A 23,079-nucleotide genomic window follows, 5' to 3' on the forward strand; every position below is an offset into this window, starting at 1 on the left:
CACGGGGGGCGGGCTAACACAAAACAGATGACAGATAACAGATTTCGAAATCTGTCATCTGTCATCTGTTTTCTGTCGCCTGTCGCCTGTCGTCCGTCAGCCGTCAGCCGTCAGCCGTCAGCCGTCAGCCGTCAGCCGCCGACCGTCAGCTCCGCACGGCCCGCGCCACCGGGATCCAGAGCTCCGCCTCGGCGTCGCCCGTCCCCGGGACGAAGTGGGTGCGCAGGATCTCCGGACCCTGCCGGGCCTCGTACGGGTTGGACGGGAACCACTGGCCGTACACGTCCGCCCACATCTGCTGCAGCGCCTGCGGGAACGACCCCGCGTTGGTGAACACCGCCCACGTCCCGGCCGGGACGGGCAGGACGTCCAGGTCGTCCGGGACAACGGCGTCCTCACGCGCCACCACCGCGTGCCAGTAGTCGAGTTCGGACCCCTCCTCCCGACTGGGCGAGAAGTCGTCGCTCACCGAGACGATGCCGGCCGGGTCCCCGCCCGTCAGTGTCGTGATCCGCTCGACGGTCTCCTTGCCGAGCCCCTTGATGAACTCGGCGATGTGCGGGTTGACACCCTCGTAGATCAGGGGCACCCGCGCCTTCTTGCCGACGATCCGGAAGTCCGGCTTCTGCACGATCCGGTAATCCATACTGCTTGCTCCTTCCACGACGAGTCGGAAGGACATCCGGGCCTGGGACTTGAGCACCGCGCCGTCGCGCCGGGCCTCACCGGGCCCGACCCCGTGCATCGCCCGGAACGCCCGGGCGAACGCCTCGCCCGAGGTGTAGCCGTACCGGACCGCGATGTCGAGCAACGTCCGCTCGCCGTCGAGCACTTCGGCCCCGGCGACGGTCAGTCGTCGGCGCCGGACGTACTCCGACAGCGGCATCCCGGCGAGCATCGAGAACAGCCGCCGGAAGTGGTACTCCGACGTCACCGCGATGCGCGCCAGTTCGGCCACGTCGATCTCACGGTCCAGGTTGCGGTCGATGTCCTCCATCGCCCGGTTGAGGTGCTCCAGCACTCCGGCCCCGTCCTTCCTCGTTGATCTCCACCGTAGGAAGGACCCACCTTGCCGCACCCGACAATCGGTGCCCGCTGCGGTCGGGTGGCGGTCCCTGCGCAACCGCCGCCCCGCGACGCGCAGCGGGCACCGGATCAAGGCCCGATCAGACCAGGCCCTGCGCCAGCATCGCGTCCGCGACGAGCTCGAAGCCCGCGATGTTCGCGCCCACCACGTAGTTGCCCGGCTGCCCGTAGCGCTCGGCGGTGACGGCGCAGGACTCGTGGATGTGCCGCATGATGCCGGCCAGCCGCTCCTCGGTGCGGCCGAAGGTCCACGAGTCGCGCGAGGCGTTCTGCTGCATCTCCAGCGCGCTGGTCGCGACGCCGCCCGCGTTCGCGGCCTTGCCCGGGCCGAAGGCCACGCCCGCCTCCTGGAACACCCGCACCGCCTCCGGCGTGGTGGGCATGTTGGCGCCCTCGGCGACCGCCTTCACGCCGCCGCGCACCAGCGCGATCGCGTCCGCCTCGGTCAGCTCGTTCTGCGTGGCGCAGGGCAACGCGACGTCGCACGGCACGCTCCACACGCTCGCGCCCTCGGCCCCCGCCTCGACGAACCGGACGTGGGCGCCGCGCAGTTCGGCGTACTCGGCGATCCGGCCGCGCCGGACCTCCTTGACCTCCTTGAGCAGGTCGAGGTCGATGCCCTTCTCGTCGACCACGTACCCGGAGGAGTCGGAGCAGGTGAGGACGGTCGCGCCGAGCTGCTGCGCCTTCTCGATCGCGTAGACGGCGACGTTGCCCGAGCCGGAGACCGCGACCCGGCACCCGTCCAGGCTCTCGCCGCGGGCGCGCAGCATCTCCTCGGTGAACAGCACGCAGCCGTACCCGGTGGCCTCGGTGCGCACCTGCGCGCCGCCCCAGCCGAGGCCCTTTCCGGTGAGGACGCCGCTCTCGTGGCGGTTGGTGATCCGCTTGTACTGGCCGAAGAGGTAGCCGATCTCCCGGCCGCCGACGCCGATGTCCCCGGCCGGGACGTCGGTGTGCTCGCCGATGTGGCGGTACAGCTCGGTCATGAAGGACTGGCAGAAGCGCATGATCTCGGCGTCCGAGCGGCCCTTGGGGTCGAAGTCGGAGCCGCCCTTGCCGCCGCCGATGGACAGCCCGGTGAGCGCGTTCTTGAAGATCTGCTCGAAGCCGAGGAACTTGACGATGCCGAGGTCGACGGAGGGGTGGAAGCGCAGCCCGCCCTTGTACGGGCCGAGGGCGTTGCTGAACTCCACGCGGAAGCCGCGGTTGACGTGGACCGCGCCGGCGTCGTCCGTCCACGGCACGCGGAACATCAGCTGGCGCTCGGGCTCGCAGACGCGCTCGACGATCCGGGCGTCGACGAGCTCGGGGCGGCGGGCGAGGACCGGGCCGAGGGTCTCCAGGACCTCGTGGACGGCCTGGTGGAACTCGTTCTCGCCGCGGTTGCGGCGGACGACGTCCGCGTAGAGCGCCTCGATGGCGCGGTTCTCGGCCTCGGTGGCCTGCGGGGAGGGGGCGGTGCGAGGGTTGGCGGGCATCCGGTTCGGACCTTCCGTGGTCGACAGTGGTCGTGCGCGAGGCGTTCCCGTGCCCAGGAAACGCGGGCAAGTCTCGCAGTGTCCCCGGGACGGCTCCCGGCCCATCCACATACTGAAACCCCCCTCGCCCCGCGGCCGTTACGATCCCTCAGCCCCCTCGCGTCCGCACTGAGCCCGGCTGAACCGGCTCCCCGCCCTGCCCGGGAATCACGGAACGTAGTCCCCGTGGACGGGAACAGCCGGGGCGGACGTGGCGTTGTGCGCCTGCGACATCGTCTGCGTAGTCGGCCCGGGCACGGACAGTACCCAGTTGTTCAAATTGGAACGACCGAGTACGGTCGGAGCCCGGTCCACCCCGACGGGGACCCCACCCCCTCGGCAATCCGCCACTCGCCATCGGAGGCCCGCCCATGCCGCAGCCCGGCTCCGCCACGGTGCGCTCACGCGTGCGCATCCCGCTGACCTTCCCGGACGGCTACCGCGCCGACGCCGAGGTCTTCACCTTCCACGGCCTGGCCGACGGCGCCGAGCACCTGGCGCTCGCGTTCGGGCGGGTGCCGGAGGGCGGGACGCCGCTGGTGCGGCTGCACTCGGAGTGCCTGACCGGCGACGTGTTCGGCTCGGACCGCTGCGACTGCGGCCCGCAGCTGCGCGAGTCGGTCGAGCGGATCAGCGAGGCCGGCGGCTACCTGCTCTACCTCCGCCAGGAGGGCCGCGGCATCGGGCTCTACAACAAGCTCGACGCCTACGCCCTGCAGGACTCCGGCCTCGACACCTACGACGCCAACACCGCCCTCGGCCTGCCCGAGGACGGCCGGGACTACACCGCCGCGGCCCAGATGCTGACCGCCCTCGGCGCCACCGGCATCGAGCTGCTGAGCAACAACCCGGACAAGGCCGCCCAGCTGGCCGCCCTCGGGATCACCGTCGAGCAGCGGGTCCCGACCGGCGTCCACCTCTCGGAGAGCAACGTCCGCTACCTGCGCGCCAAGGTCGAGCGGACGGGCCACTCGATCGAGCTGTCCCGCCTGGTCGGCTGACGACGGGACCGGCGGACAGGCCTCAGCGGCCCCCGGCGGTGCGGACGGCGGCACGGGCGGCCGTCCGGCCGACGGTCCGCTGGACGCCCAGGCAGACGAGCGGGAGCGCGATCAGGACGGCGGCCCAGAACGCGCCGTGGCCCCAGAGTCCGGCGATGGCGCGGTAGAACGGCTCCGCCACCGGGATGCGCAGCGCCTCCATCGGGCCCAGTGCCGTGGGCCAGGCGCCGAGCAGCAGGGTGCCGAGGATCCACAGGACGAACAGCCGGCGGGCGGTGCGCGGGCCGGCCAGGGCGGCGGCGGCCGAGACGGCGGCGAGCAGCAGCGTGAAGCCGGCCTGGTAGACGGCCCCGGTCTGGCCGGTGCCCCAGGACGCCGGGGTCCGGTGGTGCCCGACGGCGGCGAGCCGGACCTCGACGGTCGCCCACAGCAGGACGACCAGGACCGCGGTGGAGCCGAGCGCGAACACGGCGCGGTCGCGCGCACCGGGGGCACCCGCCCGCCAGGATGCCGCCGCGGGCCGCGGCCAGGACGCGGCGGCCACCGCCACGGCCGTCGTCCGGGAGGTGGCCGCCCCACGGCCGTCGGCGATGCCGCGCCACTGGGCCACCGTCCGGCGCCGCGCCGCGTGGACCGGCCCGAGCAGCCTGGTGGCGCGCTCGATCAGGACGAGGGCGAGGACGACCCCGGCGGTCGCCGCCACCCCGGCCCAGCTGCCCATGCCGCCCTCGAAGGTCACCACCCGGTCGGCCAGCGCGGGCGGCGGCTTGAGCACCGTCATCGGCGGCCCCAGCCGCAGGTAGCCGATCGCGCCGGCGCCTGCGGCGGCCAGGACGAGCGTCCCCCGGCCGACGCGCGCGGGGAAGGCCACCAGGGTGAGGGCGGCGGCCAGCGCCGCGCCGAGCTGGGGCGTCGTCATCCGGGCCGCGTGTTCGCCGGCCGTCCGCAGCGGACCGCCGAACAGGCTGTTCGGCAGGAGCTTCAGCTGGTTGCCCGCGTCGACGCTGATCCGGGCGAGCGCACCCGTCCAGAGCACCAGCGCGAGCGCGACGAGCACCAGCAGGGCCGCCGCGACCTGCCGGGGAACCGCGGTGCCGGAGTTGGTCCACCAGGCCGCGGCCCACGCCCGCCAGGGCCTCGGCCGCCCGGTGCGCCCGGCCGCCGCCCACCGGTTCGCCCCCGGCGTCCCGCTGCGCCCGGCCCGCCCGGCCTGCCCGTTCGCGGACGGCCGGCCGCCGGCCGTCCGCCGGCCCCGGAGCGCCTCGGCCGCGATCAGTGCCGCGCAGCCGTGCACCGTCGCGAGGTCGGCGCCCACCGCGCGCCGGCGCAGCGCGGACCAGCGGCGCCGCACGTCGTCCGCCGGGCGGCGGCGCACCGCGCCCCAGGCCTTCGCCACGGCGTCCACCAGGACGGCCGCGACCACGGCCGTCATCGCCGCCACCCGCCCGGACAGCGGGAGCCGGTACAGCGCGGCGGGCAGCGGGGAGAGCCGGGCGAGCAGCCGGGCGTGCTCCTCGGGCTGGACGGTCAGCCAGATCGCCAGGCGGTAGGCGTGGGCCCGCTCGTCGACGGTCAGGCCGTCGCCGGTACGTCCGCCGCCGCCGAGTTCGCGGGCGGCGCGGTCGGTCTCGGCGACGACCTGCGGGACGCGGACGAGGGCGAGCAGCCGTCCGCAGTGCTCGCCGGAGCACTCGGGGTGGTCGCAGTCGTAGCGGGCGGCGACGGCCGGCACCGAGGCGGCGAGCAGGTCGTCGAGGACGGCGACGACGTCGGGCTCGGTGCCGATCCGGGTCAGTCCGGCGGCGTCGACCGGGCGCTCGCGGTAGTGCGGGACGGCGGAGGGCGCGAACGCCGCGCCGAAGGCGAGCACGGCGAGCGCGGCCGCGCGGGCCCGCCCGGTGCCCCGGGCGCGGTCGACCTCGCGCAGGTGGTGCAGGTCGAACAGGGTGTCGCGGACGTCGTCCTGCAGCCAGGAGAGCAGCCTCCGGGCGCCGCCGTCGACCAGCCACTCCGCGGCCTCGCCGGAGCGGTTCAGCATGGTCCAGGCGAGGACGGACGGGGCGTGGTAGGGATCGCCGAGGAAGGTGACCGGCCGGTGGGCGTGGCCGCTGCCGGCGGCTCCGGCGGGCGCCTGGGTGCGCACGACCGCCGGGCTGGCGCCGTCCAGCCAGGCCCTGACCTGGTGGGCCTGCCAGCGGTGAGCCGGGTTCCTGGTGAACAGGCCCTGGAGCAGGAGCCGGCGGCGCGGGTCGGTGACGGCGGAGAGGTCAACCTCCTCGTTGAAGACCAGGTCGTACTGGAGGACCTCGTCGCTCAGCAGAAGGCCGTCCTGGTCCAAGTAGCGGGGGCGGCCGGTGAACAGCTCGTACAGGACGTTGCCCAGGCCCCACCAGGGGCCGGCCGGGTGGTTGGAGCCGGCCAGCTGCTCGGGCGCCATGTAGGCGACGGTGACCTGCATCTCGGGCGAGAAGCTGCGGCTGGCGGTGAGCTTGGCGACGCCGCCGAAGTCCGCGATCACGAACTGGCCGGGGCCGGCGCCGGGGCGCACCAGGATGTTGGCGGGCTTGAAGTCGACCGGGTTGCGGGCCACGCGCCGCTGCCAGAAGTCCAGCATCGCGACGAGTTCGCGGACGATGGGGTCGGTCGCGCGCGGGTCGGTGTGCCGGCCGGCACGGCTCAGCTCGGCGATGCGGTCGGCGAGGGTGACCGGGAGGTACTCCATCGCCACCCAGTCGCAGCCGGTCCCGGCGTGCTCGACCTGGCCGTAGTCGACGATCCGCGGGACGTGGCGCAGGTAGGCCTCGTCGCGCAGGTGGTCCAGGAGTTCGGTGTCCATGGCCTGGCCCGTGCGGGTGACCTTCACCGCGGCGTCCCCGCCGCCGTCCAGGCGCCGGACCTGCCAGACGGTGCCCTCGGTGCCCGAGCCGGCGACCTGGTTCGGCTCGTAGCGGTTCAGCAGGGCCGCCGGGAAGGCGCCCCCGAAGTGGCCGCCGCGCGAGGGGGCCGCGCGGCGGGTCTGGGTGGGCGGGGTGGCGGCCCGCGGTTTGACCCTGGTCGGCGCCTCCGGGTCGACGCGCACCCGCGTCGGCGCCTCGGGGTCGACCCGGACCCGCGTCGGTGCCTCGGGGTCGACCCGGACCCGCGTCGGTGCCTCGGGGTCAGCGCGCAGCCGCCGGAGCCGCGAGGGCGGGAGTTCCTGACCGCGGGCCCGGTCGCGGCGGGTCCGGGGCCACTGGTCCGTCCGCGTCGGCGGGACCGCGTCCGGGACCGCATCCGTCGGCGTGCCGTCGCCCATCCTGCCGTTCTCCCTCCACCGCCCGCGTGACGCATCATCATGTCGCGCGGACGGCGACCGCGATCCCGGTTTCGACGGCTTTGGGGAACGCCTGTGGCCAAGCCGTTACGCAGCGGCGGGTGCGGAGGGGTCCTACTGCTGCCAGACCCGGACGTAGTCGATCAGCAGGGTGGCCGGGACCGACGTGGGGCCGCCGATCGTCGGCTGGACGGCGTTGTCGATCATCAGCCACATGGGGTCGGAGGTGACGCCCTGGCTGAGAGTGGCCGCGTAGACGCCGTCCCGGTAGTAGTCCACGCGCCCGTTCTGCCACTCGGCGCCGAAGACGTGCCAGCCGGTCAGGTCACCGGCGGCGCAGCTGCCGGTGGAGGCCGTGGCGGAGTTGAAGTACGCGCAGATCTTGCCGTGCAGCCCCTCCATGACGTCGTTCTCCCCGCCGCTGGGCCAGTCGGACCCGACAGCCCAGAAGGCGGGCCAGTTGGCGACCGACCCGTCGGCGGCGGCGGGGACGTAGACCCGGGCCTCCAGGGCGCCGAAGGCGAAGGAGAACTTGTCCTTGGTGTTGACCATGCCGGAGAGGTAGGGGAGCGTCTTGCCGCCGCACTCCTGCTGCTTCTGCACGGCGGTGATGTGCAGCATGCCGTCGCGCACCGCGACCTGGCCCGCGTCGTAGCAGTCGAGCTCCTGGCCGCCCACCGGCGGGGTGATCCGCTGCGGCTCGACGTACGGGTTGCCGACGTTCCACTTGGAGCCGTCGAGGGCGGTGCCGTCGAAGTCGTCCTGGAAGACCAGGTGCCAGTCGCCGGGGATGCCGGTGGGCAGGACGGTGCGCGGCGATCCCGGGGAGCCCGCGGACGGACCGGTAGACGGACCGGTGGACGAACCGGCGGACGGGGGCGCGGACGACGCCGAGGTCGCCGTGGCCGGGCCGCCGCCGGTGCCCGAGCAGCCGGCGAGGGCGGTGAGCAGGAGGGCGAGCGCCGCGGCCGGGACGGCGTACCGCGGTCCGCGGCGGCGGTGTTCCATGGCGCACCCACCTCCTTGCCCGATCAGCGTTCCACCGCGGCCCGGCGCGCGCATCCGGTGCGCGGCGGCGCCCGCCGCCCGCCCGGCCCCGCCCCCGGCCCGGTCAGGGCTGGGTCCGCCAGATGTCCCCGATGGGCACGGTGTCCGCCGCCGCGCCGGTCGGCGGCAGGCCGTAGGCGTCCTCCAGGGTGCGCAGCAGCCGGTAGTGGTCGATCCGCTCGCCGTAGGTCCCGGGCTGGACCTGCGGGCCGACGACGACGGTGGGGACCTGGTTGCCCTGGTCGTTGTCGTCCTCGTCCCAGGTGACCACCAGCAGGCTGTTGTGGCCGCGGGCCCAGTCCGCGTAGCCGGCCAGGTTGGCCTTCAGCCAGTCGTCACCCTGCCGGACGGTGCCGTCGTGCATGTCGTGGGTCAGGTTCGGCACGACGAAGGAGAGCGCCGGGAGGGCGGCGTAGTCGCCGGGGAAGGCGGAGAAGGGCTGGTTGACGCCGGGCGGCAGGGCCCCGAAGTCCACCCACGGGTTGTGCTTGCGGGCGTACCCGCCGGCGGCGCAGCCGGTGTAGCCGGCGGCGGGGAGGTCCTCGGAGTAGCCGGTGAAGGTCAGGCCCGCGGCGAGCAGGGCGGAGCCGAGGTCGGGCGTGCCGAAGGACTTGGGGCACGAGTCGTCGGTGACGCCCTGGACGGAACCGGAGAACAGCGCCAGGTAGTTGGGCTGGCTGGGGTGGGCGACGGCATAGGACCGGCTGAAGGACGCGCCCTGCGCGGCCAGGGCGTTGATGAACGGCGCGTCGGAGGTGTTGCCGATCACGTCGGAATAGGACTTGTTCTCCTCGACGACCACCACGACGTGGTCGGGCCGGGGCACGCGGACCGGGGAGCCCGGGGAGCCGGTGCCGCCCGTCGGCCCCGGGGAGCCGTTCGCGGACGGGCCGCCGCCCGAGCCCGCGCACCCGGCCAGCAGCACCGCGCAGAGCGCGGCCGCGCCGGCGACCGCGCGCACCCGGCGGCGCCGACCGGCACCCCGGACGTCCGTGGAAATCACAGTGTCCAGCCTGGGCGTCCGGGAAGGCGGCGGCAATTCGGGCCGGACGGACGACGGGGACAGGCGGTCGCGCGGCTCCGACACTGTGTCAACTCCCCGGCGCCTCGACTACTCCACGTCACGAGCAGTGCGCATTTATTGCCCATATATAGGGAGAAAAGGTCCACTGACCGTCGCTGTATTGACTGAAGGTGACCGGCGGGCTAAGGATGGGAGACAGTACCGCTGACACTTCGGTGACGCACGCCGGTGACGCGCGCCGGAGACGAGGATCCCAGCCACTCCGGGAGCCCGACGATGAGTGACGCGCAGGCCCCGGCGGCACTCTCCACGGCGGAACGTTCCAGCCGCCCGTCCTCACCGCGCTCCGGCTCCGACGAGCCGTCCCGCACCGCCGATCTGTACCTGGACGTCACCGAGCTGACGGCCCGGCTGGTCACCGCCGTCGAAGAGTCCCGCCGCACCACCCCCCACCCGGACACGTCCCGCCTGCTCGACGCCTTCCTGCTGAGCGCGGGGATCTGCCAGATCGTCGAGGACCGGCTCCAGGGCGCCTCCTGGGGCGCGCGGCGCCTGGTGGACCACCTCGCCCCGGAGGCGCGCGGGCCCGCCGCGCGCTCGGCACTCCGGGCCGCGCGCCTCGGCGTCGCACTGTCCGCCGGGGCGTTCCGGTCGGTCGCCCCCGGCCGCGGCCTGCGGCGCTGGGGCGACGGGATGTCCACGCTGCGCGACCGGCTCGCCGGATCGGTGGTCGACGGCCTCCTCGGCTACGGCCACGGCGAGACCCCAGAGCCCGGCTCCCTCGGCGACGACCACGGGGCCGGCCACGGCGACACCCCGGACGCGGACCTCGTCCGGGCCGTCCACGAGGCCGCCGCCCAGCTCGCCGCGCTGCCCGGCGCCGGGGCGCTGCTCGGCGCGGAGTACCTGCGCCCGCCGTCCTGCTTCCGCAGCTTCGACCAGCACCCGGCGGACGCCGTCGAACTGGCCCGCCGCTTCACCGGGCCGCACGGCACCCGGCACCGGCCGCTCCTGGTCCTGGGGGTGCGCACGTCGGGCAGCTACCTGGCGCCCCTGGCCGGCGCGGCGCTGCGCCGGCTCGGCCACCGGTCCGTGACGGTCGGCACCACCCGGCCCGGACTGGCGCTGCTGCCCGGCCGGGCGGCGGTCGTCCGCGCCGTCCGCGAGGGCGCGGGCGCCGTCCTCCTCCTCGACGATCCGCCGGCCACCGGCGGATCGCTCGCCGCCGTCGCGGCCGCCGCCGAACGCGCGGGCTTCCCCACCGATGCCGTCGTTCCCCTGTTCGCGACCTTCGAGGACGCCGGACCGGTGCCCGACGTCCTGCGGCGGTACCCGTGCGTCGTGCTGCCCGGCGGGGATTGGGAGGTCCGCCGCCGGCTGGGCGCGGCCGCGCTCACCGGCCTGCTGCCCAACGTGCTGCGCAACGTGCCGCCCGACCTGCCGCCGGGCGCGGGATGGACGGCCGCCCGCGCGCCCGAGGTCGGCACGGCGGGCCCGCTCTCCCGCTGGTCACACCTCTCCGTCCCCCTGACCGCCCATGTCCCGGACGCCGACGGCCGCGAGCGCGCCCTGCCCCTCGTCGCCCAGTGGGCGGGGGTCGGCTACCTCGGCCGGCAGGCCGTGACCGTCGCCCGGGCGCTCGACGGCCTGGTGCCGGAGGTCCACGGCTTCGCGGACGGCGTCCTGCTGCGCGCCCGCCTGCCCGGCGAACCCGGGCCGGGGCCGGGCTCGGGTCCGGCGCCGGGCACCGCCGCCGACCGCACCGGCCGCCCCCGCCCGGCCGAGGTCGCCCGGTACGTCGCGGCCCGCCAACGGCTCCTCGCGGTGCCCGCCGACCGGAGCCTCGGGCTCGCCGGACGCCAGCCGGCCTGGGAGGTCGCGGCCCGCATCCTGGCCCCCGTCGGCGGCCGCCTCGACCCCGTCCTGCGCCCCGCCCTGCTGTACCCGCTGGCCCGGTCCCTGCTGGCCGCACCCCGGCCCTGCGTCGTCGACGGCCGCACCGGGGACGGGCACTGGCCCCCCGACGGCACCGGCGGGCGGACGAAGACCGGCTTCGCCGACGGCGCGTTCAGCAACCTCGACCTGGCGACCTACGACGCGGCCTTCGACCTCGCGGGCGCGGTCACCGAAGCGCCCGGCGGCCCCGCGCACTCCCACGCCGCCGAGACGGAACTCCTCGCCGCCTACGAGCAGTTGACCGGCCGCCGGATCGACCCGGCGCGCTGGTGCCTGCTCCGGCTGGTCCAGAACTGGGACGCCGCGCGGCAGGCCCGGACGGCGGACCCGGCCCGCGCGCCCCTCGTCCGCGCCCACGAGCGGCGGGCGCAGGCGGTGGCCGTCCAGCGCTTCCTCGCCGGCGCGTACCTGGCCGATCTGGACACCGATCCCCAAGGCCCCTGGTGCGTCCTGGACGTCGACGGGGTGCTGGAGTCGGACGTCCTCGGGTTCCCCGCGTCCTCGCCGCAGGGCATGCTCGCCCTGCGGGCCCTGCGCGCGCACGGCTACCGGGTGCTGCTCGCCACCGGCCGTTCCCTGCCCGAGGTGCGGGACCGCTGCGCGGCCTACCGGCTGGCCGGCGGCGTCGCCGAGTACGGCGCGGTGGCCTTCGACGCGGGGACGGGCGCCATCCACCCCGTCAGCGGGACGGATGCCACCGGCCTGCGGCGCCGACTCGCGGCGCTGCCGGGCGTCTTCGTCGACCCGTACGCCCGGTGGTCCCTCCGCGCGAGCGCCGGGGACGGCCCGCGGCGCACCGCGCTGCCCGGCCGGACGGTCGCCGGGCTGCTGGGCCGGCCGCCGTACGGGACCCGGTTCACCGTCGTGACCGGCGACGCCCAGTCGGACTTCGTCCCGCGCGGCGTCGACAAGGCCGGCGGCGTGCGCACCCTGCTGGCGGCGCTCGGCGACGGGACCGCCGTCCCCGCGCTGGCCGTCGGGGACACCGCCGCCGACCTCCCGCTGCTCACCTGGGCCCGGCGCGCCGCCGCCCCGGCGAACGCGGCTCCCGCCGTGGCCGCCGCGGGCGTCCCGACGGCCCGGCACCCGTACCAGGCCGGGCTCGCCGGGATCGTGGGCCGGCTGATCGGCCACCGGCCGGGCGGCTGCCCGGACTGCCGGGCGCCCGGACACCCGCCCGAAGTCCGCGCGCTGCTGGCCCTGTTGGCCGTGCCCGAGGCCGGACGGGCCGGCGCGGCACCCCGGCTCGCCGCACTCGCCCGGGCCACCGCGCGCGTCCGCGCCGCCGCGCCTCCGGGCGGCACCGGGCCGGCCGACGGGGAGCGCCCCGGATGAAGACCCCCGCAGCCCGGCCCGGCGCCCCCACGGCCGCCACCCGGCGCCCGTCCACGACCGGCGGACGGACGGACGCGACCGACGCGACCGACGCGACCGACGCGACCGACGCGACCGACGGACGAACGAACGCAGCCAGCGGACGGACGGCCACGGCCCGCGGACGGACGGCCGCGCGCCGGTCCGACCCGCTGCTGCGCAACGGACACCTGCTCACGGCCAGTTCGCTGGTGACCGCCGGGGTCGGCGCCGGCTACTGGGCGCTGGCCGCCCGCCTGTTCACGCCCGCCGCGGTCGGCGCCGGCTTCGCCGCCGTCTCCGCGATGATGTTCCTCGGCGGGGTCGGGCAGCTCAACCTGGTCAACACCATGATCCGCTTCGTCCCGCCGGCCGGGCGCCGGACCGGACGGCTGGTGGGCCGGGCCTACCTCGCGGCGGCGGGCTGCGGACTGCTGCTCGGCGCCGGGTTCGTCCTGCTGGTCCCGCGGCTCTCCCCCGGGCTGGGCTTCCTGCGCTCCCCGCCCGTCGCGGCCGGGTTCGCCGCCACCACCGCGGCGTACGCGCTGTTCGTCGTCCAGGACGGGGTGCTGACCGGACTGCGCCGCGCGGACTGGGTGGTCCTGGAGAACACCCTGTTCGCCACGGTGAAGCTGCTGCTGCTCGTGCTGTTCGCGGCCGCCGGCGCGCGGGCCGCGATCCTCGGCTCCTGGGGCGCGGGGCTGGCCTTCTCCGTGCTGTTCACCAACACCTTCATCGCCTGCCGCGCCATCCCCCGGCACGTCCGCCGGGCCGCCGAGGGCACGGGCCCGCCCGCCGGGGCACCGCGGCAGGCCCCCTCCCCCGCCTACCTGGCCGCCGACTGGACCGGCTCCTTGTGCTGGCTGGCCGCCACCACGCTGCCGCCGCTCATCGTGCTGGGCCGGCTCGGGGCCGCCGCGGGCGCCTACTTCTCGATCGCCTGGCTGGTGGCGTACGCGCTCTACCAGTTCGCGATCAACATGAGCGCCTCCCTGATCGTCGAGGCGACCAGCCCGGCGGACTCCCCCGACGCCGCCGAACAGCTGGTGCGCCACTGCCGGCGGGTGCTCCGCCACAGCGGGGCCGTGCTCGCGGCCGCGGCGCTGGCGGCGACGGTGGCCGCGCCCTGGGTGCTGTCCGTGTTCGGCCCCGACTACGCCCGCGCCGGAACGACGACGCTGCGGCTGCTCGCGCTCTCGGCCCTGCCCAACCTGGTGGTCGCCGTCGCCGTCGCGGCCTGCCGGGTGCGGCGGCGGCTGCGGGTCGTCCTGGCCGTCCTGGCCGCGCAGGCCGTCCTGGCCCTCGGGCTGACGGTGCTGCTGCTGGCGCCCATGGGGGTCGCGGGCGCCGGGCTGGCCTGGCTGGTGGCGCAGTGCGCGGTGGCCGGGGCCCTGCTCTGGCGCCGCTCCTGGTGGCTGCCCACCCGCACCCGTGAGACGGCCCCGGCCGAGACCCCCACGGCCGCCGGCCCGGCCGCCGCCGCCTGGCTCGCGGTGGCCGGTCTGCTGCCGATCCGCCGCCCGGCCCTGCTCTACCGGCCCGTCGACGGCCTGACCGCCCGGCGGCTCGCCCGCCGGATCGGGCCCGCCCGCGGCGCCACCGCCCACCACAGCTCCCAGGGCCGCTCGGACGTGCTCGTGTTCCGCCTGGACGGCGCCGCCACGCCGCCGCTGGCCGTCAAGCACCCCCGGAGCGCCCCGGCCGTCGCCACCCTGGCGGGCGAGTGGGAGGTGCTGCGCCGGCTCGACGCCGACCCCCGGCTGGGCGAGTGGCGCCGGCTCCTGCCCCGCCCGGTGTCCCGCCGCCTCGACGGGCCGCTGCCACTGGTCACCCAGGACTGGCTGCCGGGCGTCACCGCCGACGGACACCTCGCCCGTTACCCCGAGCACGCCCCCCGGGTGGCGGCCGCCGCGCTGGGCGCCCTGGCCGAGCTGCACCGGGCGACCGGGCGCACCGAGCCCCTCACGGACCGGCTCGACGACTGGGTGGAGCCGCGCCGCGCCCTGCTGTCCGCACGGATCGGCTGGTGCCGCGCGGGCCCCGGGGCCGAACACCTGGACGCCCTCGTCGAGCTGCTGCACCGGGAACTGGACGGCCGGCCGACCGCCGTCGCGTGGTTCCACGGGGACTTCGCCCCCGGCAACGTCCTGCTCGGCGAGGACGGCACCCGGGTCACCGGAGTGCTCGACTGGGGCGGCGCCCGGCCGAACGGCCCGGCCGAGGTCGACGCGTGCACCTTCGTCATCGCGCTGCGCGCCCAGCTGTCAGGCCGCCCCTGGGGCGCCCTGGTCACCGACGCCGTCCGCACGGGCTCCCTCCCGCCCGCCGACCTCCGGCTGCTGCGCGCCGCCGGGTTCGACGATCCCCCCGGCGGCGTCGGACTCCCGCTCCTGGCCTGGCTCTGCCACGTGGCCTCGAACCTGGAGAAGTCGACCCGGTACGGGCGCAGCCACTGGTGGGTCGGCGCCAACGTCGTCCCCGTGCTGAAGGAAGCCGGCGCGGCCCTGAAGGACACCGGCACGGCCCTGAAGGACACCGGCGCGGCCCTGAAGGACACCGGCGCGACGGCCGCACCGGCCCGGTGGCCGGGATGACCAGGCCCGCGGCGCCCGCGCCCCGCGGCGTCCGCACCGACCGCCCGCCGTCGGCGGGGGCCGGGGCCGGGCCGCGACGGCCGTCCGTGCGCACGCTCGTCACGCGCGGCGCCCTCCCGGTGGCCATGGCGCTCTGGCTGGTGTCGCTGCGCCACGTGCACCTGGAACGGATGGACGACCTCGGGCTGATCGAGGTGCTGCCGGTGCTGTTCTGGGTCGCGCTCGGCCTGCTGACCCTGGGCTTCGCCGTCCAGCTGCGCCGCCCCCGGCTCAGCCACGCGTGGTCGGCGGCGTACGTGGTCGGGCTCATCGCGATCGTGCACGCCACCCCGAGCCTGCTCTACCCCGGTGTCCGGTACTCGTGGGCGTGGAAGCACGTCGAGGTGGTCGACGCCTTCCTGCGGCACGGCGGCCCGGTGCCGCGGCCGGGCTGGCTGGACATCTACAACCAGTGGCCGGGATTCTTCGTCGTCAACGGCCTGCTCCTGCGCGCCACCGGACTGCCGTCGGCGATGGGCTACGCCCACTGGGCCACGCCGGTGGCCGACGTGCTGCTGATCGGCCCGCTGATCCTGCTCTACCGCACGATCACCCGGGACTGGCGGCTGGTCTGGGGGGCCGTGTGGATCTTCTTCTCGTGCATGTGGATCGGGCAGGACTACTTCGCGCCGCAGACCTTCGGGTTCCTGCTCTTCGTCACCGTGCTCGCGATGGTCCTCAAGCAGCTGACACCGGTCCGGCCGCCCGGCGCGCCGGCCGACCCGCCGCCCGCCGGGGTGGCCGGCGCCGCGGCGGTGCGCGAGGGCTGGCGGCCCGCCCGGTTCCTGATGGTGCTGCTGCTGGTGGCGGTCCTGGTCACCTCGCACCAGCTCACCCCGCTGATGCTGATCGTCTTCCTGGCCGCGCTGTCGCTCCCCCGCCGCAACCGCCGCGTCGTGCTGCCCGTCCTCGCGTGCGCCGTCGTCCTGCAGGCGGTCTGGCTGGCCACCGCGGCCCGCCCGTACATCGCGGCGAACCTGCGCAGCTTCGTCGCGGCGATCGCCTCGCCGGACGCCAACGCCCCCACGTGGCTGACCGGGCTCGGCTCCCCCGCCCCCGGCCAGGTGCTCCTGGCCTGGGTGGACCGCGGGCTGTCGGCCGCCGTGGTGCTGCTGGCCGCGGTCGCGCTGCTGCGCCGGCCCTGGACCCGCCGGACGGCCCTGCCGTACCTGCTGATCGCCCCGATGCCGATGCCGGCGCTCAACAGCTACGGCGGCGAGATGATCTTCCGCTCCTACCTGTTCGCCCTGCCCGCCGCCGCGATGCTGGTCGCCGCGCTGGTGCTGCGCGCCGGGGCGCCCGCGCGGTGGCGGGTGCGGCTGCGGGCCGCCGCCTCGTTCGCGCTCCTGCTGGCCTTCCTCGGCGGCCTGGTGTTCGGCTACTACGGCAAGGAGATGATGGAGTCCTTCACCTCCCGCGAGGTCGCGGCGACCGAGTTCCTGTACCGGACGGCGCCGGCCGGCTCGCTCGTCGTGACGGTCACCAACAACGTCCCGGACATCGACAAGGACTACGACCAGCACGACCGGGTGGTCATCGCCTGGAACCAGCTGGAGAACCGCGGGCTCCTGGTGAAGGACCCGCTCGCGGGCCTGGAGCAGGCCGTGTCGCTGGCCGCCCCGCCCGGCCCGGTGTACCTCGTCCTCAACCGCGCCCAGACCGCCGAGTGCTACATCACCGGCGTGCTGCCCGCGGACACCGTGCCCCGGCTGGAGGCCGCGGTGGACGGCTCGCACCTGTTCTCCCCGGTGTTCCGCAACTCCGACGCCGTCGTGTACGAGCTGGTCGACCACAACGCGCCCGAGATCCAGCCCCATCCGCAGCAGCCGCAGCAGCCCCGGCCGCAACAGCACGGAGGCCGGCCGTGACCCGCCTCCCGGTCCGCGCCCTCACCCGCCTCCCGGCGGGCCTGCCGCCCGCCGAGGCCGTCCTCGCGGTGTCCGGCTGGGTGGCCCTCGCCGCCACGACCCTGCCCGCGGCCCTGCTGCCGCTGCGCGCCGTCGTCGCGGCCTCCTTCCTGCTGCTCTGCCCCGGCGCGGCGGCGCTGCGCCTGACCCACCCGGTGCGCGCCGGGCGCCGCCGGGAGCCGCTCGAAGCCGTCGTCCTCACCGTCGCGTTCAGCGTCGCGATCGACACGGTCGTCGCCGAGGTCTTCTTCTTCACGCGGTCCATCAGCACCGCGCGGGCCGTCGGCGCGGTCGCCCTGATCACCTCGCTGACGGTCCTGGTGCCGGCCGCCGTCCGGCACCGCAGGCGGGCGGCGGCGCCCACCGCGGACCGGCCGTCCGAAGGGAGGCCACCGGCATGAGGCTCCGTACCGCGTCCCGCCACCACGATCCGTGGCACCGCCGCGCCCTGCGGGCCGGCCGGGCGGCCGGCGCCGGACTGCTCGTCCTGCTGGCCGCCACCGCCGGCTGCTCCGCCGGCCAGGCCCCCCGGCCGGACGCCCCCGGGTCCTGGCACCTCGTCTTCAAGGAGGAGTTCGGCGGATCCACGCTCGACTCGTCGCGCTGGGTGACCTGCTACGACTGGAACGACAACGGGTGCACCAACGCGGGCAACCGCGAGTCCGAGTGGTACCAGCCCGGCCAGGTGTCCGTCGGCGGCGGCGCACTCACCCTGCGGGCCGAGCGCGCCACGACCCCCGGGTCCGACGGCCGGACGTACCCGTGGACCTCGGGCATGGTCTCCACCGGACGCGACAGCTGGAACGGCACCCCGCGCTTCACCTTCACCCGGGGCTACGTCGCCGCCGCCGTCCGCATCCCCGCCGAGCAGGGCGTCTACCCCGCGTTCTGGCTGTCGCCGGTCACCCGCGTCACCCCGCCCGAGATCGACGTGGCGGAGTTCCTGGGAACGTCACGGAACGTCCAGATGTCCGTGCACTGGGCGGGCCCGAAGGGCGCGGACCTGTCCTCGGCCGGCCACTACGGGCCGCTGGACTTCCCGGCCGGGTACCACGTCTTCGCGCTCGACTGGGAGGCCGACTCCCTCACCTGGCTGGTCGACGGCCAGGCCAGGTACTGGATGACCGACAAGGCGGACATCCCGGACGTGGCCATGGAGGTGCTGCTCAGCCTCGCCGTCGGCGTCCCCGACCAGCCGCCGGCCTCGGTCGACTCCGCGCAGATGCAGGTGGAGTGGGTGCGGGTCTGGCAGCACTGAGCCCGCCGGCCCTCCCGGCCGGCTCCCCTCAGGCCCCGGCCGGACCTCCGACCGGGCGCCCGAGCCCCGCTCGCAGCCGGCGGTAGCCGCGCCAGGCCCTGGTGCGGACGGACTCGGGGTACGGCGCCACCCGCGCGCCCTGCCCGAGGGTCCACCGGTGGAACACCTCGGGCGCCGTGTCGGCCCGGACGGTCAGCCGGGCGATGCGCAGCGGATCGTCCGCCGCCGAGCTGAACGCGTCGCGCACCGCGCACCCGGAGGACCACCCGTACTCGCGCAGCCGGCGGCGCACCACGGCGCTGGAGTAGCCGTGCGGGTAGGCGAAGGAGTCCACCCCGTGGCCGAGCACCTCCTCCAACTGCCGCTTGCAGTACCCGATCTCGGCGTCCAGCGCACCCCACGACAGGGTGTCCAGCTGGGCGTGGGTGCGGCTGTGCCCGCCGATCTCGACCCCGCCCAGGACGTCCAGGTTGGCGATCTGACGCCACGTCAGCATCGGTGCCGGCGGCAGCAGGCTGCCCTCCGGCGCGCCGCCGGGCGGGTGGACGGCCCCGGTGGTGACGAACAGGGTGGCCGGCAGGCCGCGGTCGGCGAGCTGCGGGGCCACCGTCCAGAAGAAGTCCTCGAAGCCGTCGTCGAAGGTCAGCACGGCCGCGTGCGGGGGCAGCCGGGGACCGCCGTGCAGGGCCGCGACCAGCCGGTGCAGCGGGACGACGGTCAGACCGCTGTCGGCGATCCGGTCGAGCTGCTCGGCGAAGGCCCGCGGGGAGACGGTGAACGGCGCGATCCAGGACGGCGGGTCGTCGGCGACCGAGTGGTACAGGAACACGGGGACGGCGCTCACGGCGGGCTCCCGCCCGGCGCGGCGCCGGGGACGGGCCGGTCACCGTGCGGGCGCACGCGCCGGCGCAGCGAGCCGACCGCGTACCCGAGCGACGCGGCCGAGACGCCCCCGAGCAGGGCGCCGAGCGTGCGCAGCCCGCGGCCGCCGCCCGCCCGCACCTCCCGGAGGACGGCCCGGGGCAGGGTGGAGCGCAGGTAGCGGCGTTCGCTGGACAGGGCCGGACCCGCACCCGCCCGGCCGGCCACGGCGGCCTTGGACAGGCCCTCGCAGTAGCAGCGCGACCGGAAGTAGCGCCAGGTCGTCCTGGTGTCCGGCACGTGGTGGCGCACGGCCGCCGACGGCTCGTACAGCAGCAGGCCGTGCGGGCGGCGGGCGGCCAGGCGCAGGCACAGCTCGGTCTCCTCGCAGCCCAGCGGGCGCTTGCCGACGCGGCCGAGGCCGGTCCGGAAGCCGCCGGCCGCGAGCACCTCGGAGCGCCGGAAGGACATGTTGGCGCCGATGAAGTTCCGTACCGGGGAGGGGTGTTCGGGCAGTCCGCGGTAGGAGCAGCCGACCACCCAGTCGAACTCCGGCGGGAACCAGGCCGGCCGCCCGGCCTCCCACCAGGGCCGCACCAGGCCGCCGACGCCGAGCACCCGCGGATCCCGGTAGCCGGCCAGCAGGCGGTCGGCCCAGTCGGGTTCGGCGGCGGCGTCGTCGTCCAGGAACGCCACGATCTCGCCGTGCGCCGCGCGCACCCCGCTGTTGCGCGCGCCGGACAGGCCCCGGCACTCGCCGTTGGTGACGACCCGGACCGACGGGAAGCCCTCGGCGGCGCGGGCGGCGAGCTCGGGGCAGTGGTCCACGACCAGGACGACCTCGTCGGCGGGCCGGTGCTGGCGGGCGACCGAGGCGAGGCAGGCGCAGAGGTCGTCCCAGCGCTCGGTGGTGTAGGCGCAGACCACCACGGACAGGCTCGGCGAGGCGGCCGCGACCGCGTGCGCGTGCGCTTGCGCGTCCGTGCTCGCGGCGGTCCGGCGGGAGGTGTCGGCCATGGTGCCCGTCAGCCCCTCCGGTTGTCGCGGTAGGCCCGGTGCACGGCGGCCAGGTAGCCGAGCGGCCCGTACAGCAGGCCCTGGAGCTCCAGCCGGGAGAGCCGCCACGACCAGGCCTCGTCCGCGGCCGGCCGGGCGCGGGCCCGGCCGAGGGCGAGGGCGACGCCCCGCGGCAGGCGGCGCAGCAGGGCGGGCAGGAGCCGCGGCTCGTGGAGGGCGGCGGCGGTCAGGTAGGCGCCGAGGCCGCTGCCGTACCCGAAGGCCTGGACGGCGAGCGCCTCCTCCGTGCGGCGGTGGCGGTGCCAGACCACGGCGTCGGGCTGGTAGACGAGTTCGCGCCCTGCGGCCAGCACCCGGAAGAAGGCGAGCAGGTCCTCGCCGCCCCTGGCCGGGGTGCCGGGGCCGGTGGCCAGGTCGAAGCCGCCGAGGGCGCGCAGCAGGTCGGCCCGGATGGCCATGTTGCCGCCGGAGCCGAAGCGCCCCGCGGTGAACGGGAAGAGGGGGTCCGGCGGCGGGTCGGCGAGGGACCACCGCCGGCGGGCGAAGCCCTTGTCGAAGTCCGCGTGGCGGACGACGGCGGCCTGGGCGTCGGTGACCAGTTCGACGGGCAGGATCAGCCCGGTCACGCAGCCGGTCCGCCGGGAGCCGGCGAAGGCCTCGGCGATCGCGGCCAGCCAGGCCCGGTCGACGACGATGTCGTCGTCGACGTAGGCGATCAACTGCCCCGCGGCGACGGCCAGTCCGCGGTTGCGCGCCCGGGCCAGGCCGGCGATCGGCTCGCGCAGGTAGCGGACCCGGCCCTGGTAGCGCTCGCGGACCAGGCGGGCGGCGGCCTCGCTGTGCGGCGCGTTGTCCACCACGACGACCTCGAACCGCGGGTAGTCCACGCGCAGGACGGAGTCCAGGCAGTCCCGCAGCATCCCGGCGCGGTCGTGCGTGCACACGACCACGCTGATCAGCGGTGCGTCGAGGAGGGTGTCCGCCCGGGCCGCGAGGCATGGATGGAGGACGCGGGCGGACGTTCGGGGGGCGCGGGGGCCGTGGCCGTTCGCGGACCGCGTCCGGTCGGCCGCGAGGTGGCGGCCGATCGGGACGGCGAGTTCCCGGCGGGCGGCCTCGGTGAGGGCCGGGAGCAGCGCGCCGGGGGCGTCGGCGGTCGCGCCGACCAGGCCGAGCGGGTGCCCGTGCAGCCTGACCAGGGCCAGGGCCCGGCCGGAGGCCCCGGTGGCGTCCTTGCCGTCGGGCGTCCGGAGGCGGGCCGGGCCGGGGTCCGCCGCGGGGCCGGGGTCGGGTTCGGCGTCGGCTTCGAGGCCCGGTACACGGTCGGGTCCGCGGTCGGGTCCGCGGTCGGGTTCGACGTCGGGTTCGGCGTCGGGTTCGAGGCCGAGTTCGAGGTCGAGCACGTGGCCGGGCCGGCACAGCACCGCGCCGGTCCTCGCCCCGGGGGCGGTCCCGGAGCGGTCGCCTTCGCGTGCCGTGGTGCCACAGGTCGTGGCATCTGCCGTGGTGGCGCCCGTCGTCGTGGCGCCGGGCCACCTGGTGCCGCGCATCGTTCCTCCTCGCGGTGCCGCCGGGGCTGGGCAGGTTCGGGAAAGGTCCGCGTCAGCGCGGACCGGCCCGGTGGGCGGGCGGGCACCCGGGGCGCGGCGACCCCGACCGGGCCGCGCTCCGGGCGTCCGCCCGCAGTGGCGCCGCCGGACCCCCGGCGCCTCGGATCGGCCTGCGGCCGGTGTGGTCCTTGTCGTTCGTGTCGGCGTCGTTCGTGTCGACGTCGTCCGTGTCGACCGGGTCGTCCGTCCGCGGGCCCGCAGGCACCCGGGCGCGTCCGGCCCGACCGGGACGCGCCGCGGGTGTCGCGGTGGACGGAGCGGGAACGCGCGGTTCCCGGAGGGAGGCGTCGACCAGCGCCCGGTGCGGCGCGGCGGGGCCGCCCGCCGTACCGGTGGCCGTGGCCAGGCCGGGCCGGTGTCCGTGCAGCCGCACCAACGCCGACACGCGGCCGGCCGGGTCGGCGGCGCCGCGACCGCCGGGTGCGCGCGACGCCCCCGGCTCGTCCGGTTCCGGCTCGACGACGCGGACGGGGGTGTGGAGCGAGTCGCGGGCGACAGGGCGCGGGCAGGCGGCCTCGGTGCGCCGGCCGGTGCCCTCCATCAGCGCTCCCCCAGGGGGGCGGCCACAGGGGACCGGGCGCCGGGACGCTCGGCGATCAGGGTCCTCAGGACCCGGCGGCCGTCGGAGACGGCGTGCAGGTGCGAGTGACCGCTGCGGCGGGGGAGTTCCAGGCTCGGCACCTCGGCGATCCGCAGCCCGGAACGCAGCGCGTGCGCGATCATCTCGGCCTCGATCTCGAAGCCGGTGGAGCACAGGTCGAGGGCGTCCAGGAAGGAGCGGCGGAAGGCGCAGTAGCCGTAGCACAGGTCGGTGAGGCTCGCCTCGTAGAGGCGGTTGACGACGGCGAGGAGGAAGCGGTTGCCGAGCGAGCGGACCCGGGTGAAGTCCAGCGAGCCGCCGCCGGCGATGCAGCGCGAGCCCTTGACGAAGTCGTAGCCGTGGTCGAGGAAGTGCAGGTAGTGCGGGATCTCGCCGGGCCACATGGAGCCGTCGGCGTCCATCATGACGATGTACTCGCCGGTGGCGGCGGCGAACCCGGTGCGCAGCGCGTTGCCCTTGCCCGGCGCGCTCTGCTGGACGCTGCGGACGGCCGGCAGGCACTGCCTGGCCATCGGCACGGTGGCGTCGCTGGAGGCGCCGTCGACCAGGATGACCTCGTCGACGCAGCGCGGGATCTGCTCGAAGACCCAGGCGATGTTGCGGGCCTCGTTCTGGGCGGGGATGACGAGGCTGACCGTGTGGGTGGTGGCGACGCGGTCGCCGGCCCGGCGCATCGGACGGTGGTCGAGGACCCGGTCGCTGGCGCGCCGGTGCGGGTGCCGGTCCGGCGGGGCGCCGGAGGGCCGTCCTGCGTACGGGTACGGGACGGCGGTGGGGGGCAGGGTGGTGCTCATGGAGGGCCTCTCGAACGAACGGAGGCGGGGGCGGCCGGCGACGCCGGGGAGCGGCGCGGCACTGCCCTTGGAGATGTGGCGAACAGGCCCGGGGCGCG

At 76.1% G+C, this 23,079-nt stretch carries 16 protein-coding genes; 6 read left to right on the top strand and 10 right to left on the bottom strand.

Annotated elements, in window-relative coordinates; genetic code table 11:
• Window positions 1-145: 145 nt before the first annotated feature.
• Together ACFV4F_RS33840 and gdhA are read right to left on the bottom strand one after the other, a co-directional pair.
• Window positions 146-1,021 carry a GyrI-like domain-containing protein gene (locus tag ACFV4F_RS33840; RefSeq protein ID WP_380508391.1) on the bottom strand — a complete coding sequence of 292 codons (876 nt, stop codon included), beginning with the start codon at window positions 1,019-1,021 and terminating at the stop codon, window positions 146-148.
• A 145-nt stretch (window positions 1,022-1,166) separates the two neighbouring features.
• On the bottom strand, window positions 1,167-2,567 hold the full coding sequence (gdhA, locus tag ACFV4F_RS33845) for an NADP-specific glutamate dehydrogenase (RefSeq protein WP_380508393.1): 1,401 nt from the start codon (window positions 2,565-2,567) through the stop codon (window positions 1,167-1,169).
• Between the two features lie 410 nt (window positions 2,568-2,977).
• Here gdhA and ribA point away from each other — a divergent pair, with 410 nt between their 5' ends.
• On the top strand, window positions 2,978-3,607 hold the full coding sequence (gene ribA, locus ACFV4F_RS33850; protein ID WP_380446074.1) for a GTP cyclohydrolase II: 630 nt from the start codon (window positions 2,978-2,980) through the stop codon (window positions 3,605-3,607).
• A 22-nt stretch (window positions 3,608-3,629) separates the two neighbouring features.
• On the opposite strand, the gene ACFV4F_RS33855 is transcribed toward ribA, so the two are convergent.
• The 3 genes from ACFV4F_RS33855 to ACFV4F_RS33865 all read right to left on the bottom strand — a co-directional run bounded on the left by ACFV4F_RS33855 (window position 3,630) and on the right by ACFV4F_RS33865 (window position 8,970).
• The gene (locus ACFV4F_RS33855; protein ID WP_380508395.1) at window positions 3,630-6,902 is read right to left on the bottom strand and encodes a hypothetical protein; all 3,273 of its coding nucleotides are present in this window, start codon (window positions 6,900-6,902) and stop codon (window positions 3,630-3,632) included.
• 132 nt (window positions 6,903-7,034) lie between these two features.
• Window positions 7,035-7,928 carry a hypothetical protein gene (locus ACFV4F_RS33860; RefSeq protein ID WP_380508398.1) on the bottom strand — a complete coding sequence of 298 codons (894 nt, stop codon included), beginning with the start codon at window positions 7,926-7,928 and terminating at the stop codon, window positions 7,035-7,037.
• 103 nt (window positions 7,929-8,031) lie between these two features.
• On the bottom strand, window positions 8,032-8,970 hold the full coding sequence (locus ACFV4F_RS33865; protein WP_380508400.1) for an alkaline phosphatase family protein: 939 nt from the start codon (window positions 8,968-8,970) through the stop codon (window positions 8,032-8,034).
• Between the two features lie 297 nt (window positions 8,971-9,267).
• Between ACFV4F_RS33865 and ACFV4F_RS33870 the strand changes: the two genes are divergently transcribed.
• Genes ACFV4F_RS33870 through ACFV4F_RS33890 form a run of 5 tightly spaced genes read left to right on the top strand, consistent with a single transcriptional unit; the run spans window position 9,268 to window position 18,098 of the window.
• A complete protein-coding gene (locus tag ACFV4F_RS33870; RefSeq protein ID WP_380508403.1) occupies window positions 9,268-12,282 on the top strand; it encodes an HAD family hydrolase in 3,015 nt (1,004 codons plus the stop codon).
• Complete coding sequence (locus ACFV4F_RS33875; protein ID WP_380508406.1) at window positions 12,279-14,894, top strand: phosphotransferase; 2,616 nt, start codon at window positions 12,279-12,281, stop codon at window positions 14,892-14,894. Before ACFV4F_RS33870 ends, ACFV4F_RS33875 begins: the two co-directional genes overlap by 4 nt.
• Entirely contained in the window at window positions 14,891-16,801 is a 1,911-nt protein-coding gene (locus ACFV4F_RS33880) for a glycosyltransferase (RefSeq protein ID WP_380508409.1), read from the top strand. Before ACFV4F_RS33875 ends, ACFV4F_RS33880 begins: the two co-directional genes overlap by 4 nt.
• Complete coding sequence (locus ACFV4F_RS33885; protein ID WP_380446067.1) at window positions 16,798-17,241, top strand: hypothetical protein; 444 nt, start codon at window positions 16,798-16,800, stop codon at window positions 17,239-17,241. The genes ACFV4F_RS33880 and ACFV4F_RS33885 overlap by 4 nt, the downstream gene beginning before the upstream one ends.
• Window positions 17,238-18,098, top strand: coding sequence for a family 16 glycosylhydrolase (locus ACFV4F_RS33890; protein ID WP_380508412.1), 861 nt, complete (start codon window positions 17,238-17,240; stop codon window positions 18,096-18,098). The genes ACFV4F_RS33885 and ACFV4F_RS33890 overlap by 4 nt, the downstream gene beginning before the upstream one ends.
• A gap of 28 nt (window positions 18,099-18,126) precedes the next feature.
• Here ACFV4F_RS33890 and ACFV4F_RS33895 read toward each other — a convergent pair whose 3' ends face one another.
• The 5 genes from ACFV4F_RS33895 to ACFV4F_RS33915 are packed head-to-tail and all read right to left on the bottom strand — an operon-like array spanning window position 18,127 to window position 22,981.
• Complete coding sequence (locus tag ACFV4F_RS33895) at window positions 18,127-18,942, bottom strand: polysaccharide deacetylase family protein (protein ID WP_380508415.1); 816 nt, start codon at window positions 18,940-18,942, stop codon at window positions 18,127-18,129.
• A complete protein-coding gene (locus ACFV4F_RS33900; RefSeq protein WP_380508418.1) occupies window positions 18,939-19,976 on the bottom strand; it encodes a glycosyltransferase family 2 protein in 1,038 nt (345 codons plus the stop codon). Before ACFV4F_RS33900 ends, ACFV4F_RS33895 begins: the two co-directional genes overlap by 4 nt.
• 8 nt (window positions 19,977-19,984) lie before the next feature.
• Window positions 19,985-21,526, bottom strand: a complete 1,542-nt coding sequence (locus tag ACFV4F_RS33905; protein ID WP_380508421.1) for a glycosyltransferase family 2 protein — start codon at window positions 21,524-21,526, stop codon at window positions 19,985-19,987.
• Window positions 21,527-21,578: 52 nt separating this feature from the next.
• On the bottom strand, window positions 21,579-22,127 hold the full coding sequence (locus ACFV4F_RS33910; protein WP_380508424.1) for a hypothetical protein: 549 nt from the start codon (window positions 22,125-22,127) through the stop codon (window positions 21,579-21,581).
• Window positions 22,127-22,981, bottom strand: a complete 855-nt coding sequence (locus tag ACFV4F_RS33915; RefSeq protein ID WP_380508427.1) for a glycosyltransferase family 2 protein — start codon at window positions 22,979-22,981, stop codon at window positions 22,127-22,129. The genes ACFV4F_RS33910 and ACFV4F_RS33915 overlap by 1 nt, the downstream gene beginning before the upstream one ends.
• Window positions 22,982-23,079 lie beyond the last annotated feature (98 nt).

It is taken from the genome of Kitasatospora sp. NPDC059722, assembly GCF_042733235.1.
GTDB lineage: Bacteria > Actinomycetota > Actinomycetes > Streptomycetales > Streptomycetaceae > Kitasatospora.